General features: G+C 67.2%; 16 protein-coding genes. 3 read left to right on the forward strand and 13 right to left on the reverse strand.

Annotated features, from left to right (window positions below; genetic code table 11):
- Nucleotides 1-74: 74 nt before the first annotated feature.
- A complete protein-coding gene (locus tag VEG08_12400; protein ID HXZ28784.1) occupies nt 75-1052 on the reverse strand; it encodes an ROK family protein in 978 nt (325 codons plus the stop codon).
- A 111-nt stretch (nt 1053-1163) separates the two neighbouring features.
- Between VEG08_12400 and VEG08_12405 the strand changes: the two genes are divergently transcribed.
- From VEG08_12405 to VEG08_12415, 3 genes are read left to right on the forward strand one after another with little or no spacing between them, the layout of a single operon-like run.
- Nucleotides 1164-2171 carry an L-rhamnose/proton symporter RhaT gene (locus tag VEG08_12405; protein HXZ28785.1) on the forward strand — a complete coding sequence of 336 codons (1008 nt, stop codon included), beginning with the start codon at nt 1164-1166 and terminating at the stop codon, nt 2169-2171.
- Nucleotides 2172-2201: 30 nt separating this feature from the next.
- Nucleotides 2202-5429 carry an alpha-mannosidase gene (locus VEG08_12410; GenBank protein ID HXZ28786.1) on the forward strand — a complete coding sequence of 1076 codons (3228 nt, stop codon included), beginning with the start codon at nt 2202-2204 and terminating at the stop codon, nt 5427-5429.
- A gap of 30 nt (nt 5430-5459) precedes the next feature.
- Entirely contained in the window at nt 5460-5945 is a 486-nt protein-coding gene (locus VEG08_12415) for a RidA family protein (GenBank protein ID HXZ28787.1), read from the forward strand.
- 1 nt (nt 5946) lies between these two features.
- Here VEG08_12415 and VEG08_12420 read toward each other — a convergent pair whose 3' ends face one another.
- The 12 genes from VEG08_12420 to VEG08_12475 form a co-directional block, all read right to left on the reverse strand.
- Complete coding sequence (locus VEG08_12420) at nt 5947-6213, reverse strand: HypC/HybG/HupF family hydrogenase formation chaperone (protein ID HXZ28788.1); 267 nt, start codon at nt 6211-6213, stop codon at nt 5947-5949.
- Nucleotides 6214-6225: 12 nt separating this feature from the next.
- On the reverse strand, nt 6226-6858 hold the full coding sequence (locus tag VEG08_12425) for a MarR family winged helix-turn-helix transcriptional regulator (GenBank protein ID HXZ28789.1): 633 nt from the start codon (nt 6856-6858) through the stop codon (nt 6226-6228).
- 33 nt (nt 6859-6891) lie between these two features.
- On the reverse strand, nt 6892-7458 hold the full coding sequence (locus VEG08_12430) for a hydrogenase maturation protease (protein HXZ28790.1): 567 nt from the start codon (nt 7456-7458) through the stop codon (nt 6892-6894).
- 73 nt (nt 7459-7531) lie between these two features.
- The gene (locus tag VEG08_12435) at nt 7532-8977 is read right to left on the reverse strand and encodes a Ni/Fe hydrogenase subunit alpha (GenBank protein ID HXZ28791.1); all 1446 of its coding nucleotides are present in this window, start codon (nt 8975-8977) and stop codon (nt 7532-7534) included.
- Nucleotides 8978-8980: 3 nt separating this feature from the next.
- The gene (locus VEG08_12440; GenBank protein HXZ28792.1) at nt 8981-9904 is read right to left on the reverse strand and encodes a hypothetical protein; all 924 of its coding nucleotides are present in this window, start codon (nt 9902-9904) and stop codon (nt 8981-8983) included.
- Between the two features lie 54 nt (nt 9905-9958).
- Entirely contained in the window at nt 9959-10390 is a 432-nt protein-coding gene (locus tag VEG08_12445) for a hydrogenase iron-sulfur subunit (protein HXZ28793.1), read from the reverse strand.
- A 24-nt stretch (nt 10391-10414) separates the two neighbouring features.
- The gene (locus VEG08_12450; protein ID HXZ28794.1) at nt 10415-13684 is read right to left on the reverse strand and encodes an FAD-dependent oxidoreductase; all 3270 of its coding nucleotides are present in this window, start codon (nt 13682-13684) and stop codon (nt 10415-10417) included.
- Between the two features lie 12 nt (nt 13685-13696).
- Nucleotides 13697-15661, reverse strand: a complete 1965-nt coding sequence (gene nuoF / locus VEG08_12455; GenBank protein ID HXZ28795.1) for an NADH-quinone oxidoreductase subunit NuoF — start codon at nt 15659-15661, stop codon at nt 13697-13699.
- Between the two features lies 1 nt (nt 15662).
- Complete coding sequence (locus tag VEG08_12460; protein ID HXZ28796.1) at nt 15663-16550, reverse strand: NAD(P)H-dependent oxidoreductase subunit E; 888 nt, start codon at nt 16548-16550, stop codon at nt 15663-15665.
- Nucleotides 16540-17712, reverse strand: coding sequence for a 4Fe-4S dicluster domain-containing protein (locus VEG08_12465; protein ID HXZ28797.1), 1173 nt, complete (start codon nt 17710-17712; stop codon nt 16540-16542). The genes VEG08_12460 and VEG08_12465 overlap by 11 nt, the downstream gene beginning before the upstream one ends.
- 287 nt (nt 17713-17999) lie before the next feature.
- Nucleotides 18000-18611, reverse strand: a complete 612-nt coding sequence (locus VEG08_12470; protein ID HXZ28798.1) for a DinB family protein — start codon at nt 18609-18611, stop codon at nt 18000-18002.
- Nucleotides 18612-18765: 154 nt separating this feature from the next.
- On the reverse strand, nt 18766-21579 hold a 2814-nt coding region (locus VEG08_12475), incomplete at its 5' end, for a hypothetical protein (GenBank protein HXZ28799.1).

Genomic DNA, 21579 nt, shown 5'->3' on the forward strand with positions numbered 1-21579 from the left:
CTCGCGGGGGGCGGGCCGGCCCGCCAGCGGGGAGAGCGACTCTTCTTTCTTGGCCTGGCTCGCCATCTCCTCTATTAGACCACCGGCGGGGCCGCCAGGCAGAGGGCGGCAGCGCCGGTGATGCCGGAGTCCTCGCCGTAGTGGGCGCGTACCAACGGGATCTCGCGGCAGCGCGAGTTGATGGACCACTGCGGCAACTGCGCCCGGATGTGCTCGAACCACTCCGCGAACAGCTCACCCATGCCGCCGCCGAAGATGAGGACCTCGGGCTCCAGCACGTCGATCACATCGCCCAGCCAGATGGCCAGCAGGTCGGCGGTGTCGCGCAGAACGGCAGTGGCGAAGGGATCGCCCGCACGCCAGGCCGCGGCCACGACCTCCGCGGTGATCGCCTGCGGATCCCCTCCCGCCAGTTCCAGGACCTTGGCTCCGGCTGGGCCCGCGGCGGCCAGGCGCTCGCGGGCGCGTTGGGCCATCGCCGGCCCGGAGGCCAGAGCCTCGATGCAGCCGCGCTTGCCGCAGCCGCAGCGCGGACCGCGATAGTCGATGGAGATGTGCCCGGCCTCCACGGCCGCCCCCGTGCGCCCGTGATAGATGCGGCCGTCCAGCACCAGGCCGGTGCCGATGCCGGTCCCCAGCGTGGCGTAGAAGACGTAGCGAAAGCCGGCGCCGGCGCCCCACAGGGCTTCGGCCAGGGCGGCGGCGTTGGCATCGTTTTCGATGTGCGTGGGCAGGCCGTGCGCCTTCTGGATCTCTTCCACCAGGGGGAAATTGCGCCAGCAGGGCAGGTTGGGAGGATTGAGGACCACCCCGCGCTCCGGATCGAGCGGGCCCGGGCTGCTGATGCCGATGGCGGACGGCGCTGTCCCCTTCCCCGGTTGCGCCTGCAGAGCGGCGGCGATGGCACTCTGCACCGAGCGCAGTCCCGCGGCCGCGTCTTCGCGGCTCACCATGGGCACGCGTGCCTTGGCCAGGATGCGCCCGCGCGCGTCCACCAGCCCCGCGGCCACCTTGGTGCCACCGATATCCACGCCTAGAAAAACCGGTTCCACGCGACTCCCTCGCACGGGCGGTGGGAACGGCATCCTAGCCCCGCCCCGTGGCTTGCGAGTATACTGCCGCCGCCTTCGGGTCCCCAGAGCGGACCCGCGAGAGAGACCTCCATGAACGGCACGGTCGTTGGCGTTCTGCTGTTGTTAGTTGCCGGGGCGATGAACGGCAGCTTCACGCTGCCCATGAAGTTCACCAAGGGGTGGGCCTGGGAGAACACCTGGCTGGCCTGGACCTTCTGGGCCCTGGTGCTGTTCCCGCCGACCGTGACCCTGGCCACGGTGCCTGCGCTGCGCCAGGTGTATGGCAACGCGCCCGGCAGTGCGCTGGTCATCGTGATCGCCTGCGGGGCCGGCTGGGGGATCTCGCAGGTTTTCTTCGGGCTGGCGGTGGATGCGGTGGGCATCGCTCTGGCGTTCTCCGTGATCCTGGGCCTGGCGGCGGCGGTAGGCAGCCTGGTGCCGCTCATCCGCCTGCACCCGGAGCAGATCTTCACCGCGCAGGGTCTGGAGGTGCTGGGCGGCGTGGCCCTGGTGCTGGTGGGCGTGGGCGTGTGCGGGGTGGCAGGGCGCAAGCGCGAAGCCGCGCTGGGGCAGGCGCCACAGAAGGCTTCGGTGTCGCGCGGCCTGCTGTATTGCTGCATCAGCGGGGTCGGCTCGGCGCTGGTGAACTTCGGCTTGGCCTTCGGCCAGCCCCTGCTGGCGGCGGCGCAGAAACTGGGCGCCTCGCCCACTTGGTCGCCCAACGCCGTCTGGATGCCGCTGATGTGCGCCGGCGGCGTCCCCAACCTTGTTTACTGCGCCTACCTGCTGCGCAAGAACCGCACCGGAAGCCGCTTCGGCAGCCGCGGCACCGCCGGCTACTTCCTGCTGGCGGGCGTGATGGGCGTCTTCTGGTTCGGCAGCACGCTGATGTACGGCGTGGCGGCGGGGCGGCTGGGTTCGCTGGGCACGGTGCTGGGCTGGCCGCTGTTCATGTCCCTCATCGTGATCACCGCCAGCTTCTGGGGCGTGGTCACCAAGGAGTGGAAGGGCACGGGCCGGCGCCCGCTGCAAGTCATGTTCGCGGGCGTCTCCGTGCTGGTGGTGGCGATCTTCGTGCTCGCTTCCGCCAGCCGCTGACGGCGGCAGCGCGACGTCGAGGAGGCTCCTATGAGAAACACCATCCTGCGCTGTGCGCCCGGCTTGCTCCTTCTCGCCGCGCTCCCCGCTCTGGCGCTTCCGCCCCAGGCCGCCGGCGCGCCAAACGCGGCGCGCGACTGGAAGCCTATCGTCGCCCGCTTCGACGCCATCACCACCATCCCGCTGCCCGAGTGGCGCTTCCATGCGGTGGACGGCACGCCCGGCGAGGCCGAGGAGACCGACGACACAAGCTGGCAGTCCTACCAGACAAGAAAGGAGTGGACCACGGGTTCGGCGTGGCTGCGCCGCACAGTGGAACTGCCTGCGCTGTTGCACGGCTACGACCTTCGCGGCGCGCGCCTGCTGCTGCACATCGACCTGGAGGGCGAGACCACGCCGCGGGTGGCGGTGTACGTCAACGGGCGGCAGGTGGCCGAAGGCGAGGACCTGGACACTGCTCTGATCTCGCCCAGCGTCGAGCCCGGGACGAAGCTGCTGCTCGCCATCCGCGTGCAGGTGCTGCCCGGCAAGACCGTGCTGCGGCGGTCGCAGCTCGACTTCCAGCCTGCGCCCGGCCGCCCCGATCCTCGCATGCTGCTGGAGGAGTGCCAGTCCGCCGACCTGGTGATCCGCGGCGTCGCCGAACAGCAGGCGGAGCGTGAGGCCTACGTGGATTCCGCCCTGGCGGCGGTGGACTGGGCCGCGCTGGAGCGCGGCGACCAGGCCGGCTTCGACCAGTCTCTGCGCGCGGCCCAGGCGAAGCTGCAGCCGCTGGATGCCTGGCTGAAGAGCTTCACCATCCACGCCACCGGCAACACCCACATCGACATGGCCTGGCTGTGGCCGGCCAGCGAGACCGTGGACGTGGTGCGCAACACCTTCTCCAGCGCCCTGGAACTCATGCAGGAGTACCCCGACTTCACCTTCACCATGTCCACCGCCCAGGCCTACGCCTGGATGGAGGAGAAGTACCCCTCGCTCTTCCAGCAGATCCAGGAGCGGGTGAAGGAGGGGCGGTGGGAACCCATCGGCGGCATGTGGGTAGAGCCCGACCTCAACATCCCGGACGGCGAGTCGCTGGTGCGCCAGATCCTGATCGGCAAGCGCTACTTCAAAGAAAAGTTAGGCGTGGACATCCGCACCGGGTGGAACCCCGACTCCTTCGGCTACAACTGGCAACTGCCGCAGATCTACAAGAAGTCGGGCTTCGACTTCTTCGTCACCCAGAAGATCTACTGGAACGAGACCACCAAGTTCCCCTACTCCGTCTTCTGGTGGGAGTCGCCCGACGGCACCCGCATCCTGACCTATTTCCCGCACGACTACGCCAATCCGCTGGAACCCGTGCGCATGGCCGATCATCTGGGCGAGTTCCAGCGCAAGGCCCACTACCCCGAGATGATGTTCCTCTACGGCGTGGGCGACCACGGCGGCGGACCCACGCGCGAGATGCTGGAAACGGCGCGCCGCTGGCAGCAGCCGGGGGCCATCTATCCCCGCCTCGAATTGGGCAAGGCGCAGCCCTACCTCGATCAGTTGGCCGCCGCCGCTCCCCAGGCCAACTTCCCCGTCTGGGACAGCGAGCTTTATTTGGAGTATCACCGCGGCACCTTCACCACCCAGGCCGAGACCAAGAAGGCGAACCGGCGCAACGAAGTGCTGCTGCTGGAGGCGGAGAAGTTCTCCTCCCTGGCTTCGCTCTACGGGCGGCCGTATCCGCAGGCCGATCTCACCGAGGCCTGGAAAAAGGTGCTGTTCAACCAGTTCCACGACATCATGGCGGGCTCGGGCATCCACGCGCTGTACGTGGACGCCGGCCGCGACCACGCCGAGGTGCGCCGCACCGGCCGCCAGGAGCTTCATGAAGCGCTGGGCGAGCTCGCCGCCCACGCCGCCACCGCCGGGCCCGGCGTCCCCGTGGTGGTCTTCAATCCGCTCTCCTGGACTCGCACCGGGGTGGTCGAGGTGGAAGCGCAGTTCGACCGGGCGGCTCCCGCGGTGGAAGTGCGCGCGCCGTCGGGCGAGATCATGCTCTCCGAGAACGGGCCGCTCGACCCAGCCACCCACCGGGCGAGCGTGCGCTTCGTCGCACAGGATGTGCCCGCGCTCGGCTACGCCGTCTTTCACCTGGTGCCCGTCGCCCGCGCCCAGCTCCAGCCTTCTCCCCTGGTGGCCTCGGTCGACACCCTGGAGAACGAGTTCCTGCGGGTGCGCGTGGACCCCGCGACCGGCTGCATCACCAGCCTCTTCGACAAGGCGCACCAGCGGGAGGCGCTGCCTCCCGGCGCCTGCGGCAACCTGCTCCAGACCTTTGTGGACAAGCCCAAGGCCTGGGACGCCTGGAACATCGACGCCGACTTCGAGAAGCAGAAGTGGGACCTCACCCAGCCGGAGGAGGTCAGGCTGGTGGAGAGCGGCCCGGTGCGCGCCGTCCTGCGCGTGGTCAAGAAGTTCCAGAGGTCCACCTTCACCCAGGACATCACCGTCTACGCCCATGTGCCGCGGGTGGACGTGCGCATGTCGGCCGACTGGCACGAGCAGCACATCCTGCTGAAAGTAGCCTTCCCCGTGGGCGCGCACAGCGACTTCGCCACCTTCGAGATCCCCTACGGCAGCATCCAGCGCCCCACCACGCGCAACACCCCCGCGGAGCAGGCGCAGTTCGAGGTGCCGGCGCTGCGCTGGGCCGACCTCTCCGATGCCCACGGCGGTCTCAGCCTGCTCAACGACTGCAAGTACGGCTACGACGCCACGGGCAACGTGCTGCGGCTGTCGCTGCTGCGCTCGCCGGTGTGGCCCGATCCCACCGCCGACCAGGGTTTCCACCGCTTCACCTACTCCCTCTACCCTCACGCCGGCTCCTGGAAGGACGCCGACACCGTGCACCAGGGATACGAGCTCAATACTCCCTTGCTGGCCATGGCCGCGGCGCCCCACCCCGGGCCGTTGCCCGCCGCCTTCTCCTTCGCCTCGCTCGCGCCCGGCAACCTCGTGCTCACCGCCGTCAAGAAGGCGGAGGACGACGATGGCCTGATCTTCCGCTTCTACGAATCCGCCGGGCGCAAGACCGAGGCCCGGCTGCGGCTTCCCGCCGGCGCCGAACGCGCCTGGGAGACCAACCTGATGGAGAAGCCGGAGCGGGAACTCTCCCTCCACGACGGCGAGGTGAGGCTGGCCACCGGTCCCTACGAGATCAAGTGCGTGAAGGTGATGTTCGCGGCGCCGGCGCAAGCCGCCGGCCCGCATCCTCAACCGTGAATCGTGGACTCCAGGAAGAGAGGTTCTTTCATGCCACGAATCGAAGAGCGCTTGCGGAGCCTGGGGCTGGTTTTGCCTCCGCCGACGAAGCCGCCACAGGGCGTGGTCTTCCCTTTTCAGTTCGTGCGTGTCGTGGGCCGACGGGCGCTGATCTCCGGACACGGCCCGCAGAGCCCCGACGGCGCCGTCGCCGAGCCGCGCGGCAAAGTGGGGCGCGAACTCACCCTGGAACAGGGCTACACCGCGGCGCGGCTCACCGCGCTCTCCATCCTGGGCAGCCTGCAGCGCGCACTCGGCGACCTGGACCGCATCGCCGCCTGGGGCCGCGTCCTCGGCATGGTCAACTCGGCGCCCGGCTTCAATCGCCAGCCCGCCGTCATCAACGGCTTCTCCGACCTCATCCTGGAGGTCTTCGGGCCGGACACCGGAGCGCACAGCCGCAGCGCGGTGGGCATGGCCGAGCTGCCCTTCGACATCCCGGTGGAGATCGAAGGCGAGGTAGAACTGATCGGATGACTCAGGCCGTGCCGGCAGGCTCGGGCGGACCCAATTCCGCCTCCAGCAGTCCCATCTGCTCGAGGATCTCGTAGGTGCGGGCGGCCTCGGCGGCGTCTACCTTGCTGATGGCGAAGCCCACGTGCACCATCACGTAGTCGCCGACCCCGGCCTCGGGAACGAAGTCCAGGTAGGCCTGCTTGGTGATGCCGCCGAACATCACGCGGGCGGTGCGCGCGCCGCCGCGCTCTTCGGTGGAGAGGATCTTTCCGGGCACGGCCAGGCACATGACGGCTTCTCCTTAACCCTTGGCGGCCGGCAGGGCGAACTTGGGCGCCGCCCCATTGCCGGGCTGGGGCGGGCGGGGCTTGTGGCTCTTGTTGCGATGGTAGAAGCAGTTGCGCTTCACCAACTGGCGGACCAGGCACTTCTCGCGGAAGTAGATGCCGCACTGCAGGCAGACCTCGTCCACCTTGGCGGTGTGGTCCACGAGGCCGGCGGAGAGGCGGTCGAGCAGTTGGGAGGCGCGCCTCAGATCCTCGGGTGCGAACTGGCGGAAGATGCGGGCCAGCTTGCGGTCCTTGAGTTGGGCGTAGGCGTCCAGCAGGCGCTGGGCGGGCGGGGTGAGGGAGAGGCGGATCTCGCGGCGGTCGGGGGCGCCCTCGCAGCGGCCCAGCAGCCCCTGGCGCACCAGCTTGTCCACCGCCTTGCTGGCGGCGGCGTTGGAGATGCCCAGGAAGAGGGCGACGTCCCCGATGGTGCGGGCGTCGGTCATCTCCACCAGCTTGAGCAGACGGAACTGGGAGAAGGTGAGCTCGGCGCCGGCCACCTCACGCAGCAGGCGCTTCTCCACCACGTCGTTCACCGCCGAGGTGAAGATGTGGGCGCTGCCCAGGAAGTCGTGGATCACCTCTCCGCTGCGGGTACCGGCCATGATGTTGCTTTCCCTCCGAAATAGTTTCTCAAGTTAATTAATGCCCGGGGACGGCGCCCCTGTCAAGTCCTCCCCGGCCCTCCCGCGACCCTCGCCGCCGAAGTACCGGCCTGTCAGCCAGCCGGCGGCGCGCGGCAGGGCGGCTCCCACCTCGGGCGAGAGGCCGGGACGGATCTCCTCCGGCAAGGGTCCGGTCTGGCAAGCCAGCACCCGTACCTCTACCCCGCAGCTCTCCTGCAATTCGCGCAGCAGGTTGGAGGTGGGGAGCTGGTGCAGGGAGAAGTCGTCGAGCTTGACCGCCGGGATCTCGGCGGGATCGAGCTCGAACAGTTCCCCGGGGGCGCGGCCGGCGTCGAAGGCGTCGAGGATGAGCAGGCGGCGCGGCCGGCGCGGGCTGAGGCACAGGGTGAAGAGCAGCTTGCGCACCCCCGTGCCCACGTCCAGCAGGCAGACGGCTTCGGGGACGTCGCAGTGGGCCGCGACGTAGTCCACCAAGGCGCACCCGAAACCGTCATCGCCAAACAGGGTGTTGCCGCAGCCCAGCACCAGGGTGGGCTTGAGGCAAAACTCCGGCAGCTCGCTTGGCTCCGCTTCCAGCATGGCCGTGGCGGAGGAGCGGGAGAGCGGGCTCCCCTTCCTCCGTCCTCCTACCTTCCCTTCCTCGATGCGCGGGCTAGTTGGCCAGCGAATCGAGCAGCTTGCCTTCCGCGTCCACGATGTCCAGGCGCACCGCCAGCTTGCCGTCCAGACGATGGGTAGCGCAGGAGAGGCAAGGATCGTAGGCGCGGATGGACATCTCCACGGTGTTGAGCACTCCCTGGTCATACTTGCCGTCGTGAATGAGGCTCTTGGCGGCCTGGGTGACCGACATGTTGATGGGAGCGTTGTTGTGGGTGGTGCCGACGATGAGGTTGACGTTGGTCACCATGCCGTCGGCATCGGTCTCGTAGTCGTGGATGAGAGTGCCGCGCGGGGCCTCGGTCACGCCCACGCCGCGCGCCGCCCGGGGGGTCACCTTCACGCGGGTCTCGGTGCTGGTGATCTCCGGATCGTCGAGCAGGCGGACGGCATTCTCGGCGTTGTAGAGCAGTTCGATCAGCCGCGCCCAGTGATAGAGCAGGGTGAGCTGCGCGGGCCGCCCGAACTTCTGGCGGAACTCCTCCAGCTCCTTTTGCGCCAAGGGAGTGGCGATCTTGTCGCAGACGTTGATGCGCGCCAGGGTATTGGTGCGGTACACGCCCTGGGGCTTGTCCACGTCCATGGAAAAGCCTTCGCCCCACTTCTTGGCGTAGGGGAACTTCAGGTAGCTCCAGGGCTCGATGTGCTCGGCGATGAAGTCGGTGTAGTGGTCGTAGGAGAAGTCCTCGAACGAGCCGTCCGGCTTCATCAGGCGGGCTTGGCCGTCGTAGAGGTCGAGCGCGCCGTCCTTGCTCACCGTGCCCAGGAACCCGGTGGTGATCACCCCCAGCGACTTCACCACCTCCAGGTACTTGGGGAAGACGTTCTCCTTGGCGAAGGCGATGGAGAACTTGGCCAATTCCAGGGCCTCGTCCGCCATCTTGCGGAGCTGGTCGCGCTCGGCGGGCAGCAGGGGCTTGCTGAAACCGCCGGGCACCGCCGCCTGGGGATGGATGGGCTTGCCCGCCAGGATCTCGAGCATCTTGGCGCACATGTGCCGCACCTTGACCACACGGCGGGCGACCTCGGGCGCGGCCTGCAGGATGCCGATCACGTTGCGCACCGAGTAATCGGCGTCCGGACCGAGCAGGAAGTCGGCGCCCGCCAGGAAGTAGAAGTGCAGGATGTGCTCCTCCATGTAGGCGACCGAGTTGCAGAGTTCGCGCAGCTTGGCGCCCGCGGGCGGGGGTGTGACCCCGAAGACCGCGTCGGTGGCCTTGGCCGCCGCCAGATGGTGCGACCAGGGACAGACGCCGCAGATGCGCGGGGTGATGCGGGGCATGTCCTCCACCGGGCGGCCCAGGCAGAACTTCTCGAAGCCGCGCAGTTCGATGACGTTGACCCGCGCCGTGTCCACGTTGCCGGCGTCGTTGAGCTGGATGGTGACCTTGGCGTGGCCCTCGATGCGGGTGACGGGTTGGATCACGAGTGTCTTAGCCATGGTTCACCTCTTGGGCAGGGGACGGAGTCGTCCCGCGCCGGCAAATCGGTTGAAGGTGGCGGCCCGGTCCGGGATCTGCTTGGGATCCAGGCCGATGGAAGCGAGAGCGCCCATCATGTCGACCATGGGGTTGGCCTTCTCCGAGAGCGGCCCGAAGCAGCCCTCGCAAGGCATGTAAGCGCGGATGCAGCGGGGCACACCTTCAGAGCCGCCGCAGCCGGAGCGGGTGGCCGGACCCAGGCAGAGCAAGCCCTGCTCCATCAGGCAGCGCATCTCGCCGAGGGGCGCGCCGGGGGTGAACTCCGGCGCCTCCAGGCGGCGCTTCAAGGTGGAGACGGCCTTCTTCTCACGCTTGGTGGGACACTCGTCGCAGACGCTCTTGCTGGGCAGGGGGAAGGGTTCTCCCTTGAGCAGCGCCAGCAGCGCGCCCGCCACCATCTCGGGGGTGGTGGGACATCCGGGCAGATAGACGTCCACCGGCACCACCTCGTGCACCGCGTAGACCCGGTCGGTCAGCGCCGGGATCTGTTCGTGGGGCAGGCCGTTGGCTTCCGTGGACTTGCTGCCGCGATAGACCTTTTCCAGCAGCTCTTCGGTCTGGTACTGGTTGGCGAGGGCGGGAACACCGCCGAAGCAGGCGCAGGAGCCCAGCGCGATCAGGGTCTTCGTCTTCTTGCGCATCTCCTGGGCCAGCTTCTTGTGTTCTTCGGAGCGGATTCCCCCGGATATGATCCCGATCTCCGCCTCGGGGATCTGCATCTCCGTGCCCTCGCCGGTCTGACCATAGAGCTTGTGGTCCATCAGGACCGGCATGTGCACGATCTGCACTTGTTGGAGAACGTCGAGAAGCGGTTCGCCGATGTCGAGGATGGTGACCTCGCATCCGCCACAGATGGCGAACCACTCTTCGGCTAGTCGAGCGGCCATGCTGTGCCTCCTTTACTACTTCCTCTTGCGATTCGCGTGCGTGACCTCCGTGGACTATTGCGTGCGATAGGGACTAGGGCCCAGTTTCCGGATCTGTTCGACCATCTCAGTGACCACCTGGGCGAAGCGCGGCCCTTCCGCGGCCGAGACCCACTCCAGGCGGAAGCGCTCCGGCTCCAGACCGAAATCCTGGAGCATGAGATCGATGGCATCGGCGCGCGCCTTGGCGCGCAGGTTGCCTTCCAGGTAATGGCAATCGCCGGGATGGCAGCCCAGCATCAGCACCCCGTCGGCGCCCTTGGTGAGCGCCTCGATGACCAGGTTGGGGTGGACCATGCCGCTGCACTGCACCCGGATGATGCGGATGTTGGGCGGATACTGCAGGCGCGAGGTGCCCGCCAGGTCGGCCCCCGCGTAGGCGCACCAGTAGCAGCAGAAGGTCAGGATGAGGGGCTCGAAGCTGGCGCCGCTGCTCTTCTCTTCCATGACTGCGGCCTTTTCCTCCATGGCTCAGTCCCCCACTCGCAAGGCGGCGTGGACTTCGGCCAGCAACTGCTCCGGCCGGAAGTTCCAGACGAAGATGGCGTTCTTGGGGCAGGTGGCCATGCAGGTGCCGCAGCCCTTGCACACCGCCTCGTCCACCTTGACCCGCTTCTTGGTCTCGCCGTCGGCCTGGTACTCGATCAGGGTGATGGCGTGGAAGGGGCAGGGATCGACGCAGTAGGCGCAGCCGTCGCAGGCTTCCTCCACCACGTGGGAGACCGTGGCCTCCAGGTCGATCACCGGCCGCGACAGGATGGTGCCGGCGCGGGCGGCGGCGCCCGCGGCCTGGGCGACCGCCTCGCGCACCGCCATGGGCGAATGGGCCGCCCCGCAGAGGAAGATCCCGTCGGTGGCGAAGTCGACCGGGCGCAGCTTGCGGTGGGCCTCGAGGAAAAACCCGTCCTCGGTGAGCGGCACCTTGAGCAGTTGCGCCAGCTTGGGGTTGTCGGGGTTGGCCACGGTGGCGGCGGAGAGCACCACCAGGTCGGCGTGGAGGCCGATGGTCATGCCCAGGACTTGGTCGTAGACCGAGATCTGCAGCCCCTCGCCGTTGCCCGACACCTCCGGCTTGCGCTCCTCGTCGTAGCGGGCAAAGACCACGCCCTTCTGCCGGGCCAGCGTGTAGTAGCTCTCGTGGAAGCCGTAGGTGCGGATGTCCCGGTAGAGGATCGAGACGTGGGTTTCGGGAGAGAGCTCCTTGATGCGCAGAGCGTTCTTGATGGCTTCGGTGCAGCACACCCGCGAGCAGTACGCGCGCTCGCGGGTGCGCGAGCCCACGCACTGGATCATCACCACGCTCTTCGGAGGCTGCCCCGCTTGCGCCCGCAGGAAGCTGCCATCCCCTTCCAGCCGCTGCTCCAGCTCCCACTGGGTCAGGACCTCGGGACGCTGCCCGTAGAGATATTCCTGCGGCCGGTATCCGGCGGCTCCGCTGGCCACGATGACGGTGCCGTGCGCGACCTCGGTGGTCTCCCCGTGAGCTGCGATCTTGGTGTGGAAGTCTCCGATCGAGCCCGCCATGCTCTCGATGCTCGCTTCCAGGAAGAGATGGATCTTCTCGTTCTGCCGCACCTGCTCCACCAGCCGCCGCAACTCTTCCTGGGGCTGCTCCCCGTTGAGCAGGTAGCGGACCGTCCGCAGGCTGCCGCCCAGCTCCGCCTCCTTCTCCACCAGGAAGACGTCGAAGCCCTGCCCGGCGACGGCCAGGGCGGCGGACATGCCTGCCAGCCCTCCCCCGATCACCAGGCAGGCGCGCTGGATCTCGAGCGAACGCGAGCGCAGCGGCTCCAGGAGGCGGGCCTTGGCTACCGCCATGCGCAGCAGGTCTTTGGCTTTCTCCGTGGCCTTTTCCGGCTCGTGCATGTGCACCCAGGAACACTGGTCGCGGATGTTGGCCATCTCGAACAGGTAGGGGTTGAGCCCTTGTTCGCGGATGGTGTTGCGGAACAGCGCCTCGTGGGTGCGCGGGGTACAGGAGGCCACCACCACGCGGTTCAGGCCGTGCTCGCTGACTTTCTCCTTGATGCGTTCCTGGGTATCGTTGGAGCAGGTGTACAGGTTGTTCTCGGCGTAGACGACGTTGGGCAGGGTCTGCGCGTACTGGACCACGGCGGGGACGTTGACCACCCCGGCGATGTTGGTGCCGCAATGGCAGACGAAGACCCCGATGCGCGGCTCTTCCCCGGCTACTTCCCTCTCCGGCGGATACACCTTGGGCGTGATGAGCATGCCGCGGGCGTCTTTCAGGAGCGAGAGGCCCAGCGCCGCCGCCGCCGAGGCCTGCACCACGGTCTCGGGGATGTCCTTGGGCTCGGTGAACGGCCCGGCCACATAGATGCCCTCGCGGGAAGACTCTGCCGGGCGGAACTCCGAGGTGCTGCAGAAGCTGAAGGGGTTGAGCGCGATCCCGAAGCGCTCGGCGAGGGCGGCGGCCTCCTTGGGAGGGCGCATCCCAACCGAGAGCACCACCAGGTCGTACTCCTGCGAGAGCTTCTTGTCGCCCTCGCCCAGATAGCGGACCAGGAGAGAATGCGTTCCGGGGACCTCCTCGAGGATGGGCACGCGGCTGCGGATGTACCGCACCCCCAGCTCCTTGGCCCGCAGGTAGTAGTGCTCGAAGCCCTTGCCGAAGGCGCGCAGGTCCATGAAGAAGATGTCGCACTGCAGCTCCTCGCCCAGGTGCTCTTTGGCCAGGATGGCTTCCTTGGTGGCGTACATGCAGCAGACCGAGGAGCAGTAGTCGCGGTCCGCGTCGCGGGAGCCTACGCACTGGAGGAAGGCGATGCGCTTGGGCCCGCGCTGGTCGGAGGGCCGCAACACGCGCCCGGAGTACGGCCCCGAGGCCGAGAGGATGCGTTCGAACTCCAGCGCCGTGATCACGTTGGGGAAGCGGCCGTATCCCAGGTCGGGCTTGAGGCGCGCGTCCACCAGCTCGTATCCCGGCGTGAGCACCACCGCCCCCACGTTCAGCTCGACCCTCTCCTCTTTCTGTTCGTAGTCGATGGCCTTGGCCTCGCACACCTCCTGGCAGATCCCGCAGGCCCCGAAGCGGGTGTGAATGCAATGCTCAGGATCGATCACGGCCTTGTTGGGGACGGCCTGGGCGTACAGGATGGAGACCGCGGGCTTGGGATCGAGGCCCAGGTTGTAGGGATTGGGAATGGGGATGGCGGTCTGCGCGCTGGTCAGCGCCGACACCTGCTTGCCGGTGGGGCAGACCTGGTTGCAGGCCCCGCAGGTCCAGCAGATGGGATTGTGCTTGCCGAAGGGCGGCTCCAGCTTCTTGCGCGGTCCCCGGCCGGAGAAGCCGATGGCGCTGCGCCCCATCCGTTCCTGGCAGACGCGGACGCACAGGCCGCAGTAGATGCAATCGTCATTCTTCTTTTCGATGCGGGGCTCGTGCACGCCCAGGTCGGCAGCGATGCGCCGCACGGCCTCGGCTTCGGGACAGCGCGCCAGCAGCAGCTCGGCCACGATGCGGCGCGCCTGCACCACGCGCTCGCTGTGGGTGAGGACGCTGAGCCCCTCCAGGGCAGGGTACGAGCACGAGGCCTGCACTGCCGGCGGGCGCCCGGGCGCCTGCACCTCCACGATGCACAGCCGGCAGGCGCCGTAGGGAGTCAACGCCTTGTGGTGGCAGAGGGTGGGGACCTGGACTCCGGCCTGGGCGACGGCCTGCAGGAGCTTGGCTCCCTCCGGCACCTCTACGGGTATCTGGTTGACGCTCAGCTTCGGCATTTCGACTTCCTGCTACCGTCCGTCCCTCGCCCTGGTCTCCTGGGCGCGCCGCGCCCTCCATTCCTTCACCGGGATGGGAGCCTCCAGGGATCGCAGCTCCCGCGCCTCCTTGCCGGTGACTTTCCGGATCGCGGCGACCTTGGGCGGGCAGATCTCCAGGCATTCGCCGCACTTGGTGCACACCGCCTGGTCGATCACGTGGACGTGCTTGCTCTCCCCCTTCACCGCCCCGGAGGGGCAGTTCTTCAGGCACAGCATGCAGCCGGGGCACTTGTCCGGGTCGATGTAGTACTTGATAAGCTCCTTGCAGACCTTAGCGGGACACTCTTTGTCGGCGACGTGGGCGACGTACTCCTCCTGGAAGTAGCGCAGGGTGGAAAGCACGGGATTGGGCAGCGTCTGCCCCAGCCCGCACATGGAGGCGTCCTTCACCGCGGGCCCCAGCTCTTGCAGGAATTCCACGTCTCCCTGCCGCCCCTTCCCTTCCGAGATGCGGGTCAGCACCTCCAGCAGCGCCTCGCTGCCATCCCGGCAGGAGGTGCATTTGCCGCAGGACTCGTCGTTGGTGAACTGGATGAAGAACTTGGACACATCCACCATGCAGGTGTCCTCGTCCATGACGATCATCCCGCCCGACCCCATCATGGAGCCCGCCTTCTGCAGGTTCTCGTAATCGATGGGGAGGTCGATCAGGCTGCCGGGGATGCAGCCGCCCGAGGGCCCGCCCGTCTGCACCGCCTTGAAGGCCTTGTTCCCGGGGATGCCGCCGCCGATGTCGTAGATGATCTCGCGCAGCGTGATCCCCATGGGCATCTCGATGAGGCCGGTGTTGTTGATCTTGCCCACCAGGGAGAAGATCTTGGTCCCCTTGCTGCTGGGGGTCCCGATCGTGGAGTACCAATCCGCGCCCCGCGCCACGATCACCGGCACGTTGGCCAGGGTCTCGACGTTGTTGATCACCGTGGGGCAGCCCCACAAGCCCACCTGCGCCGGGAAGGGAGGCCGCTGCCGCGGCTCCGGGCTCTCCCCTTCGATGGAATGGATTAGCGAGGTCTCTTCCCCGCAGACGAACGCCCCCGACCCCTCCCGGATCTCGAGGTCGAAAGCGAAGTCGGAATCGAGGATGCGCTCGCCCAGCAACTGGTGCTGGCGCGCGCTGGCGATGGCCTTCTGCAGCCTCTCGATGGCCAGCGGGTATTCGGTCCGGATGTAGACGAAGCCGCGGGCGACGCCGATGGCGTAGGCGGCGATGATCATCCCTTCCACCAGGGAGTGGGGGTCGGACTCCAGGAGGCTGCGGTCCATGTAGGCCCCCGGGTCGCCTTCGTCGCAGTTCCCTACCAGGTACTTGGGCGTCCTCTTCTCCTGGCGGCAGACACGCCACTTGATGCCGGTGGGAAATCCCGCGCCGCCCCGCCCGCGCAGCCCCGAGCGCGTGATCTCCTCGATCACCTGGTCGGGGGTGAGGCTGGTCAGGACCTTCTCCAGCGCCTGGTAGCCATCGCGCGCCAGGTAGTCTTCGATGCGCTCGGGATCGATGAGGCCTTTGTTGCGCAGCACGACCGGCATCTGCTTCTGGAAGAAGGGGATGTCCGCCAGCAGCGGGACCGGCTTCTTGCTCGCGGGCGAGACGTACATGAGCTTCTCGACCGGCTGCCCGTGGACCAGGTGCTCCTCCACCAGGGTGGCCGCGTCTTCCGGCTTCAGCCAGCCGTAGAAATTCCCCTCCGGCATGACCACCAGCAGCGGCCCCTGGCCGCAAAATCCGTTGCAGCCCGTCCCTACCACCCGCGCCTGGTCCTTCAGGCCGCGGCGCTCGATCTCCTTCTCCAGGGCCTGCTTGATGCGGAAGCCGCCGCCGGCCACGCAGCCGGTCCCGCAGCAGACCATCAGGTCCTTCACCTTGCCGGAGCGCAGGCGCGCCTCCTCCCGTGCCTGCTCTCTCGTCCGGCGTAGCTCTTCCAGTTTGAGCGGCATGCTAGGCCGCCTCCTTGCACTTGTGCAGGATGTCGGGCACGTCCTTGCGGGTCAGCTTGCCGTAGACCTCCCCGCCCACGGTGAGCGCGGGAGCCAGCCCGCAACATCCGATGCAGCGCACGCTCTTGAGCGTGAATTTCATGTCGGGCGTGGTCTCTTCCGGCTTGATGCCCAGGCTCTCGCTGAGCTTGTCCATCAGGCGCTGGCTGCCGCGCACGTAGCAGGTCGTCCCCATGCACACATTGATCACGTACTTGCCGCGCGGGACCACGCTGAAGGCGCTGTAGAAAGTGGCGATGCGGTAGATGTGCGCCAGCGGATACCCGGTCTCCTGGGCCAGGTACCGCAACACGCCCTCGGGAAAGTAATGCAGCGCCGCATCGACCTCCTGCAGGATGGGCATGAGCGGCCCGGTGCGGTGGCGGTGGCGCGCCAGGATGCCCGCGACCGGTTCCCGGTAGGCCGGCTCCAGCTCGATGCGCGGGGGCTCCAGGGGTTGCACCACGTTGTGCACAGGGCAGTTGGCCACGCAGGTACCGCAGCCGGTGCACTTCGACTCGTTCACGAAGCGCGGCCGCTTGCGCACGGTGACGCGGAAGTCCCCCGGCCCGCCCTGGATGCTCTGCACCTCGCTGAGGGAGAGGATCTCGATGTCGCGGTGGCGGCCGATCTCCACCAGGCGTGGCGCCATGGTGCACATGGCGCAGTCGTTGGTGGGAAAGGTCTTGTCGAGCTGCGACATCACCCCGCCGATGGCGGGCCGGCCCTCCACCAGATGGACCTTGATGCCGCCGGCGGCCAGGTCGAGGGCCGCCTGCATCCCGCCGATCCCGCCGCCCACCACCAGGGCGGCACCCACCGGCTGACTCCGCAATGGCTCAGAGGACATGGGGCAGTGCCTCCTCCGCCGGCGCCTGCCGCCGGACGCGCTCCTTCACGGCTTCGAAGTACAGCGCCAGCGGCCGGTAGATCATGTGCGACCACTTTCCGAACGACATCTCGACCAGGAGCATGGGCGTGGCCACGATCACGTGCGCGGCGTACAGGAAGTGGCAGGTCATCCCAAAGCCCAGGTAGCGGAAGACGTGCACCGCCAGCCCGCTGGCTGCGGTCAGGAGCAGCAGGATGGGAAAGACCAGGTCCTCGAAGCTGGTTTCCTTGTAGAACTCCTTCTGCGCCCGGATGCGGCCGATGAGGATGTCGCCGATCCCGTAGAAGATGAACCCGGCCGCCAGATAGCCGAGCCAGCGCTGCGGATGGTAGATGGGATAGACCGCGTCCGTCTGGAACCACCTGAGCGCGAGCAGCTTCACGGTGAGCATGAGGCCCGTGCCCAGGGCCAGCAGCCAATGTCCCAGCCAGCGGCTCCGGTCCGGACACTTGCGCATCAACTTGTGCGTGGCCGAGTGCCACACGTACGTCCACGCCTCCGCCACGTAGGCGGACACGGGCATGGGCGTCCGTCCCTCCCCGCCCATGGTCAGCCGCCAGATGCGGTAGATCCGCGAGAGCACCAGCAGCAGCGGAAGCAGCAGCACCGTGACCGCGTAGTAGGTCATGATGGGGAACATGTGCTCCAGCCCCATGGGCGTGGTCGCGAAGTCGGAGAACGGCAGACCCACGTAGGTCAGGTGATAGACCAGGATCAGAGCCACCACCAGGAGCGCCACGAAAGTCAGGGCGGCGATATGCCACGCTCGGGAGGCGAGCAGCTTGCCGGAGATGCGAGTCCAGTCGTACTGCGCGGTCAGGAAGCGCCGCAGGGTCGCCATGGACAGCCGCGGCCCGGCCTGGCGCGGGCACAGCAGCGAGCAATCGCCGCAGTCATGGCAGATCCACGGCTCCAGGCTGGCCAGCAGCGGCCCTCTCAGGCCCAGCAGGACGTAGCGGATGCTGCGGCGGGGGAAGTTCACGAACTCTGTCACCAGGTCGCAGGAAAGGGTGCAGCTTCCGCACTGGTAGCAGCCGCTGGTGTCGAAGCTGCCATAGCGCCTCACCTCGGCCAGCAGCGCCGGATCAGTGGGAATCGGAGAGGTCGCTGCGTGGTTCATGGCGGTTCACACTCCGGGCGGCGGAGCGCCGGTGGCGATCGCGATTCTTGGGAGGGCGGCGGGCGAGGGAAAGAGGTGTTGCGCGCGAGGCGGCGCCGGGGCGGGAGGAAAATCCTTCCAGGCGGCGGTCGGGATGTCCACACACACCCCCCGTACCGGGCAGTTCCGGCCCCCACCTGACGGCTGCACAGTATCACTCCACCAGGTAGAATGTCAACTAGGTTAATTATTTTCTCTCGGCGGCTGGGGCAAAGGCGGGGGGGGAAGGTGGATGCACTCGGCCGGGGTTACTTCCCGGAGGGACGCTCGCTGACCGGCATGGCTCCCACTCCCGGCAGAGGGGCCTTCCGGCCCCCGGCCGCTTCGGCCTCGAGCAGTGCATCCAGGTCGGGATAGGCGTAGATCGTGGGAGCGTGATTCTGCATCAGGCCCCCGGTGTCGGCCGTGGGGCCATAGTTGCTGTGCAGGTCGCGTCCCAGCATGCGCAGCATGGCCATCTGCTGGCCGCGATGATGGGCGGTGTGGGCGATGCGCCGGGTCATGACCCAGGCCCGCGAACGCTTCCCGTCAAAGAACATCGTGTCGCCTTCGAACCAGGCTTCGTCCCGAGTGCGCAGCGCCGCCAGCCGCTTGGCGCTGTCCTCCGCGTAGCGCCGCAGGAAGCCCAGGCGCGTTTCTTGCGCCGGCAGCGGCGGCGCCCCCACGTCGATCCCCAGCATGGTGCGGAACCACACGTCCTCGCTCACGCATTGGTGCACCATCTGCTCGTGGACACTGCGCCCGCGCGCGTCCTTGGCATGGGGCCGGAACTCGAGGTCGGCGTCGCGGAACTCGCTCCACACGCTCACCACCTTGATGCGCTCGGTCGCGTAGGTTTCAACCAGGAAGTCGTACCTCATGGGCTGGCTCCGTGCAGGCTCCCGCGCATTCTACGCCTGCGCTGAGACCGCGCTCCCAGGGATTTGCCAGAACTACCCGGCAAGTGACCGGCAAGAAAAAGAGGCCAGCCTTGCGGCTGGCCTCGAAGAGTGGAACCGCTGCCTTAAGCCGAGGTTAGAAGATCCACCTCATGCCGAAGGTGAATTGGCGGTTGCTGGTGGGGACACCAGCAGGGTTGAAGAAGAAGTTGTTCATGAACGAGCCACCGACGGTGGAGAACCCGCCATCTTCCAGGAACGGGTCCGGTGTGCCGCGGTACTGCCGGTTCAAGACGTTGAAGCCGTTGGCCTGGATCTGCAAGGTCACGCGCTCGCCCATCTTGAAGTTCTTGTACACGCCGAAGTCCAGGTTGTTGAACGTCTGCGCGCGCAGGGTGTTGCGGCCCACGCCCCCGAAGGGGTTGCCGGTGCACAGTGCCGCCTGGGTGTTATTGAACACCCAGTGGAACTGCGTCGTGCCCGCCCCGAACGGATCCTGCAGCGTGCAGGTGGCATCGTAGATGCCCACCGTGTCGAGGGGAGCGCTGGGATCGTTCAGGATCGGGCGGCAGGTGTCGATGCCGTAGAACGTGTTGTTGAAGGTGCGATCGCAGTAGATGCTGGAAATGGAGCTGAGGGTTTCTTCCAGCGGATTGAAGGGCTGACCCGAGCGGTAGCGGTAGATGCCGTTCATCTGCCATCCGCCCAGCACCTTGCCCAGGAAGCCCGCCTGGCTCTTGTACCAGGGCAGCTCATACACGAACCACAGGGAGACGACGTGGGTGTAGGACGTGCCGCTGGTGCCGCGCTCCGGAATGTTGGGGTTGAACGGATCCATCGGACCCGCCACGCCATTGCCGGCAGCCGCCGTCGAGAAGATCTCGCTGACGTTGTCGATGGCGTGACTCCAGGTCCAGGTAAAGCCCGAGGAGAGGCCGTGCCAGTTCTGGATGCGCAACTCGCTCTGCAGCCCGTGGTAGATCGACCACGCGCCGTTGTCGCGGATGCGAAGCAGACCGTTGGTGCAGACGGGCCGCGTGTTGAAGCCCGGCTGCCCCGGGGTCGAACACTGCGTGACTCCGGCCGGTACCAGCGCCGGAAAGTCGTTGGCCAGGCCCGAGCCTACGCCCCCACCGATGGGGCCCAGGAAAGGGTTGCCGTTGACGGTCTGGAAGTTGCCGATGGTGTGGTTGCCCACGTAGTTCACCTCCAGCGCGATCTTGGAGGTCAGCTCACGCTGGAAGCCGAAGTTCCATTGCTCCGCGTAGGGATTGTGGAAATCCGGAGACACGCGGGTCTGGGTGCGGAAGCCCGGGTCCGATCCGGTGGGGATGAACGCCAGGTAGCCGGCTGCCCGCAGCGAGGCCCCGGTGGGAGCCACCGCCGGCAGCCCCACCCCGAAGATGGTGCCCGCGTTGACCACCGGCGCCGCCGTCGCTACGTTCAGGAACATGTTGTAGAACTCCGGATCGTAGGCGATGCGGAAGCCGCCCCGGAAGACCGTCTTGTCCCGGCCGAACAGCCCCGGGAAGATGTGCGGGGTGTAGGTGAAGCCCACGTTCGGTCCCCAGTTGTTGGTGTCCTGGGGAACCTCGGCGATGGTGCGTTGCGCGAGGGGCAGGGTCGTGTCCCAGAAAGGAGTCGGCCCGGTTTCGCGCGCCACGGTCAGGTCGTGCAGCAGGTTGATGGCCTGCCCGTAGTACTCCCAGCGCACCCCGAAGTTCAGGGTCAGGTTGTCCTTCCAGCGCCAGCTGTCCTGTACGTACATCGCCCCGTCCTGCTCCTTGAAGTTGAAGGAGGCCGGGCCGTCGGTGAGGCTCAACTGCACGGGAGTGTTAGCGATGAAGTCATCGAAACTCCCCCAGAAGAAGGTGCCGTTGATGTTGGGCAGGAAGACGTTGGGGGAGCGCTGCCGCGAGTACTCACCACCGAACTTGATGGTGTGGCGGCCGTGCACCCAGGAGGCGTTGTCCTGCCACTGGCTGACGTTGATCAACCGGCCCTGCGGCAGGTTGTTCTGCATGCCAAAGGTCAGGTTCACCCCATCCAGGAACTGCTGGCCCGAGGGGCAGGCGAGGATGCTGGTGTCGGTGCAGTCGGGGAAGGTTCCGCCTTCAAAGCCGAAGCCCGCCCGCGAGTAGCCGAAGCGCGCCTGGTTGATGAAGTGGTCGGTGAAGGTGTGTACCCAGTCCAGACCGATCTGCTGGTCGCGCGCCGGGATGCCTACCACCGCCCCGGCCGCGAAGCGCCCGGTGGCGTTGGTCAGGTTGTTGTCCTGGTAGATGTAGCGCCCGAAGAAGCGGTCCTTCTGGGTGACCTGCACATCGATCCGGCCCGTGAGCTCGTTGTCATTGAACTGGCTGGGCAGGAAGCGGGTCACCTCGCCGAACTCCACCCCCGGGCAAGCCAGGACGGCTTGCGTGAAAGTCGAGCCGGGAGTGGGCGTTGGGTTACCGGCCGTCACCCCATAGGGGCCCTGGGATTGCAGCGCGATCACCCCCGGGTTGCCGGGAAAGCAGGCTGCCAGCGTGGCCAAACCCGCAGGCGTGGGTGTGACGAAGGGGGCCGAGCTCGAGGGAGCAGCCCCAGTCCGCTGGTAGTCGCGCATGTAGGAGGCGAAGAACCAAGCCTTGTTCTTCTTGATGGGCCCGCCGATGGTGCCGCCGATGCGGTTCTCGTCGAAGCGCGGCACGTTGGGGTCCAGGCAATTGGAAGTGAGCGAGGTCGCGGGCGGGACGCAGAAGCCCAGCAACGGAGATTTTTCCTCGTTCCTCCGTGAAGACAGCCACGAGCCAGTGTAGAACCAGAACGCCGTCCCGTGCAGGCTGTTGCTGCCCGACTTGGTGATGTAGTTGATCACCGAGCCCATGTTGCGCCCGTACTCGGCCGAGAAGTTGTTGTTGATGACCTGATACTCGGCCAGCACGTCCTGGTTGCCCAGGAAGATGGA

It is taken from the genome of Terriglobales bacterium (assembly GCA_035624475.1).
Lineage (GTDB): Bacteria > Acidobacteriota > Terriglobia > Terriglobales > Acidobacteriaceae > DASPRL01.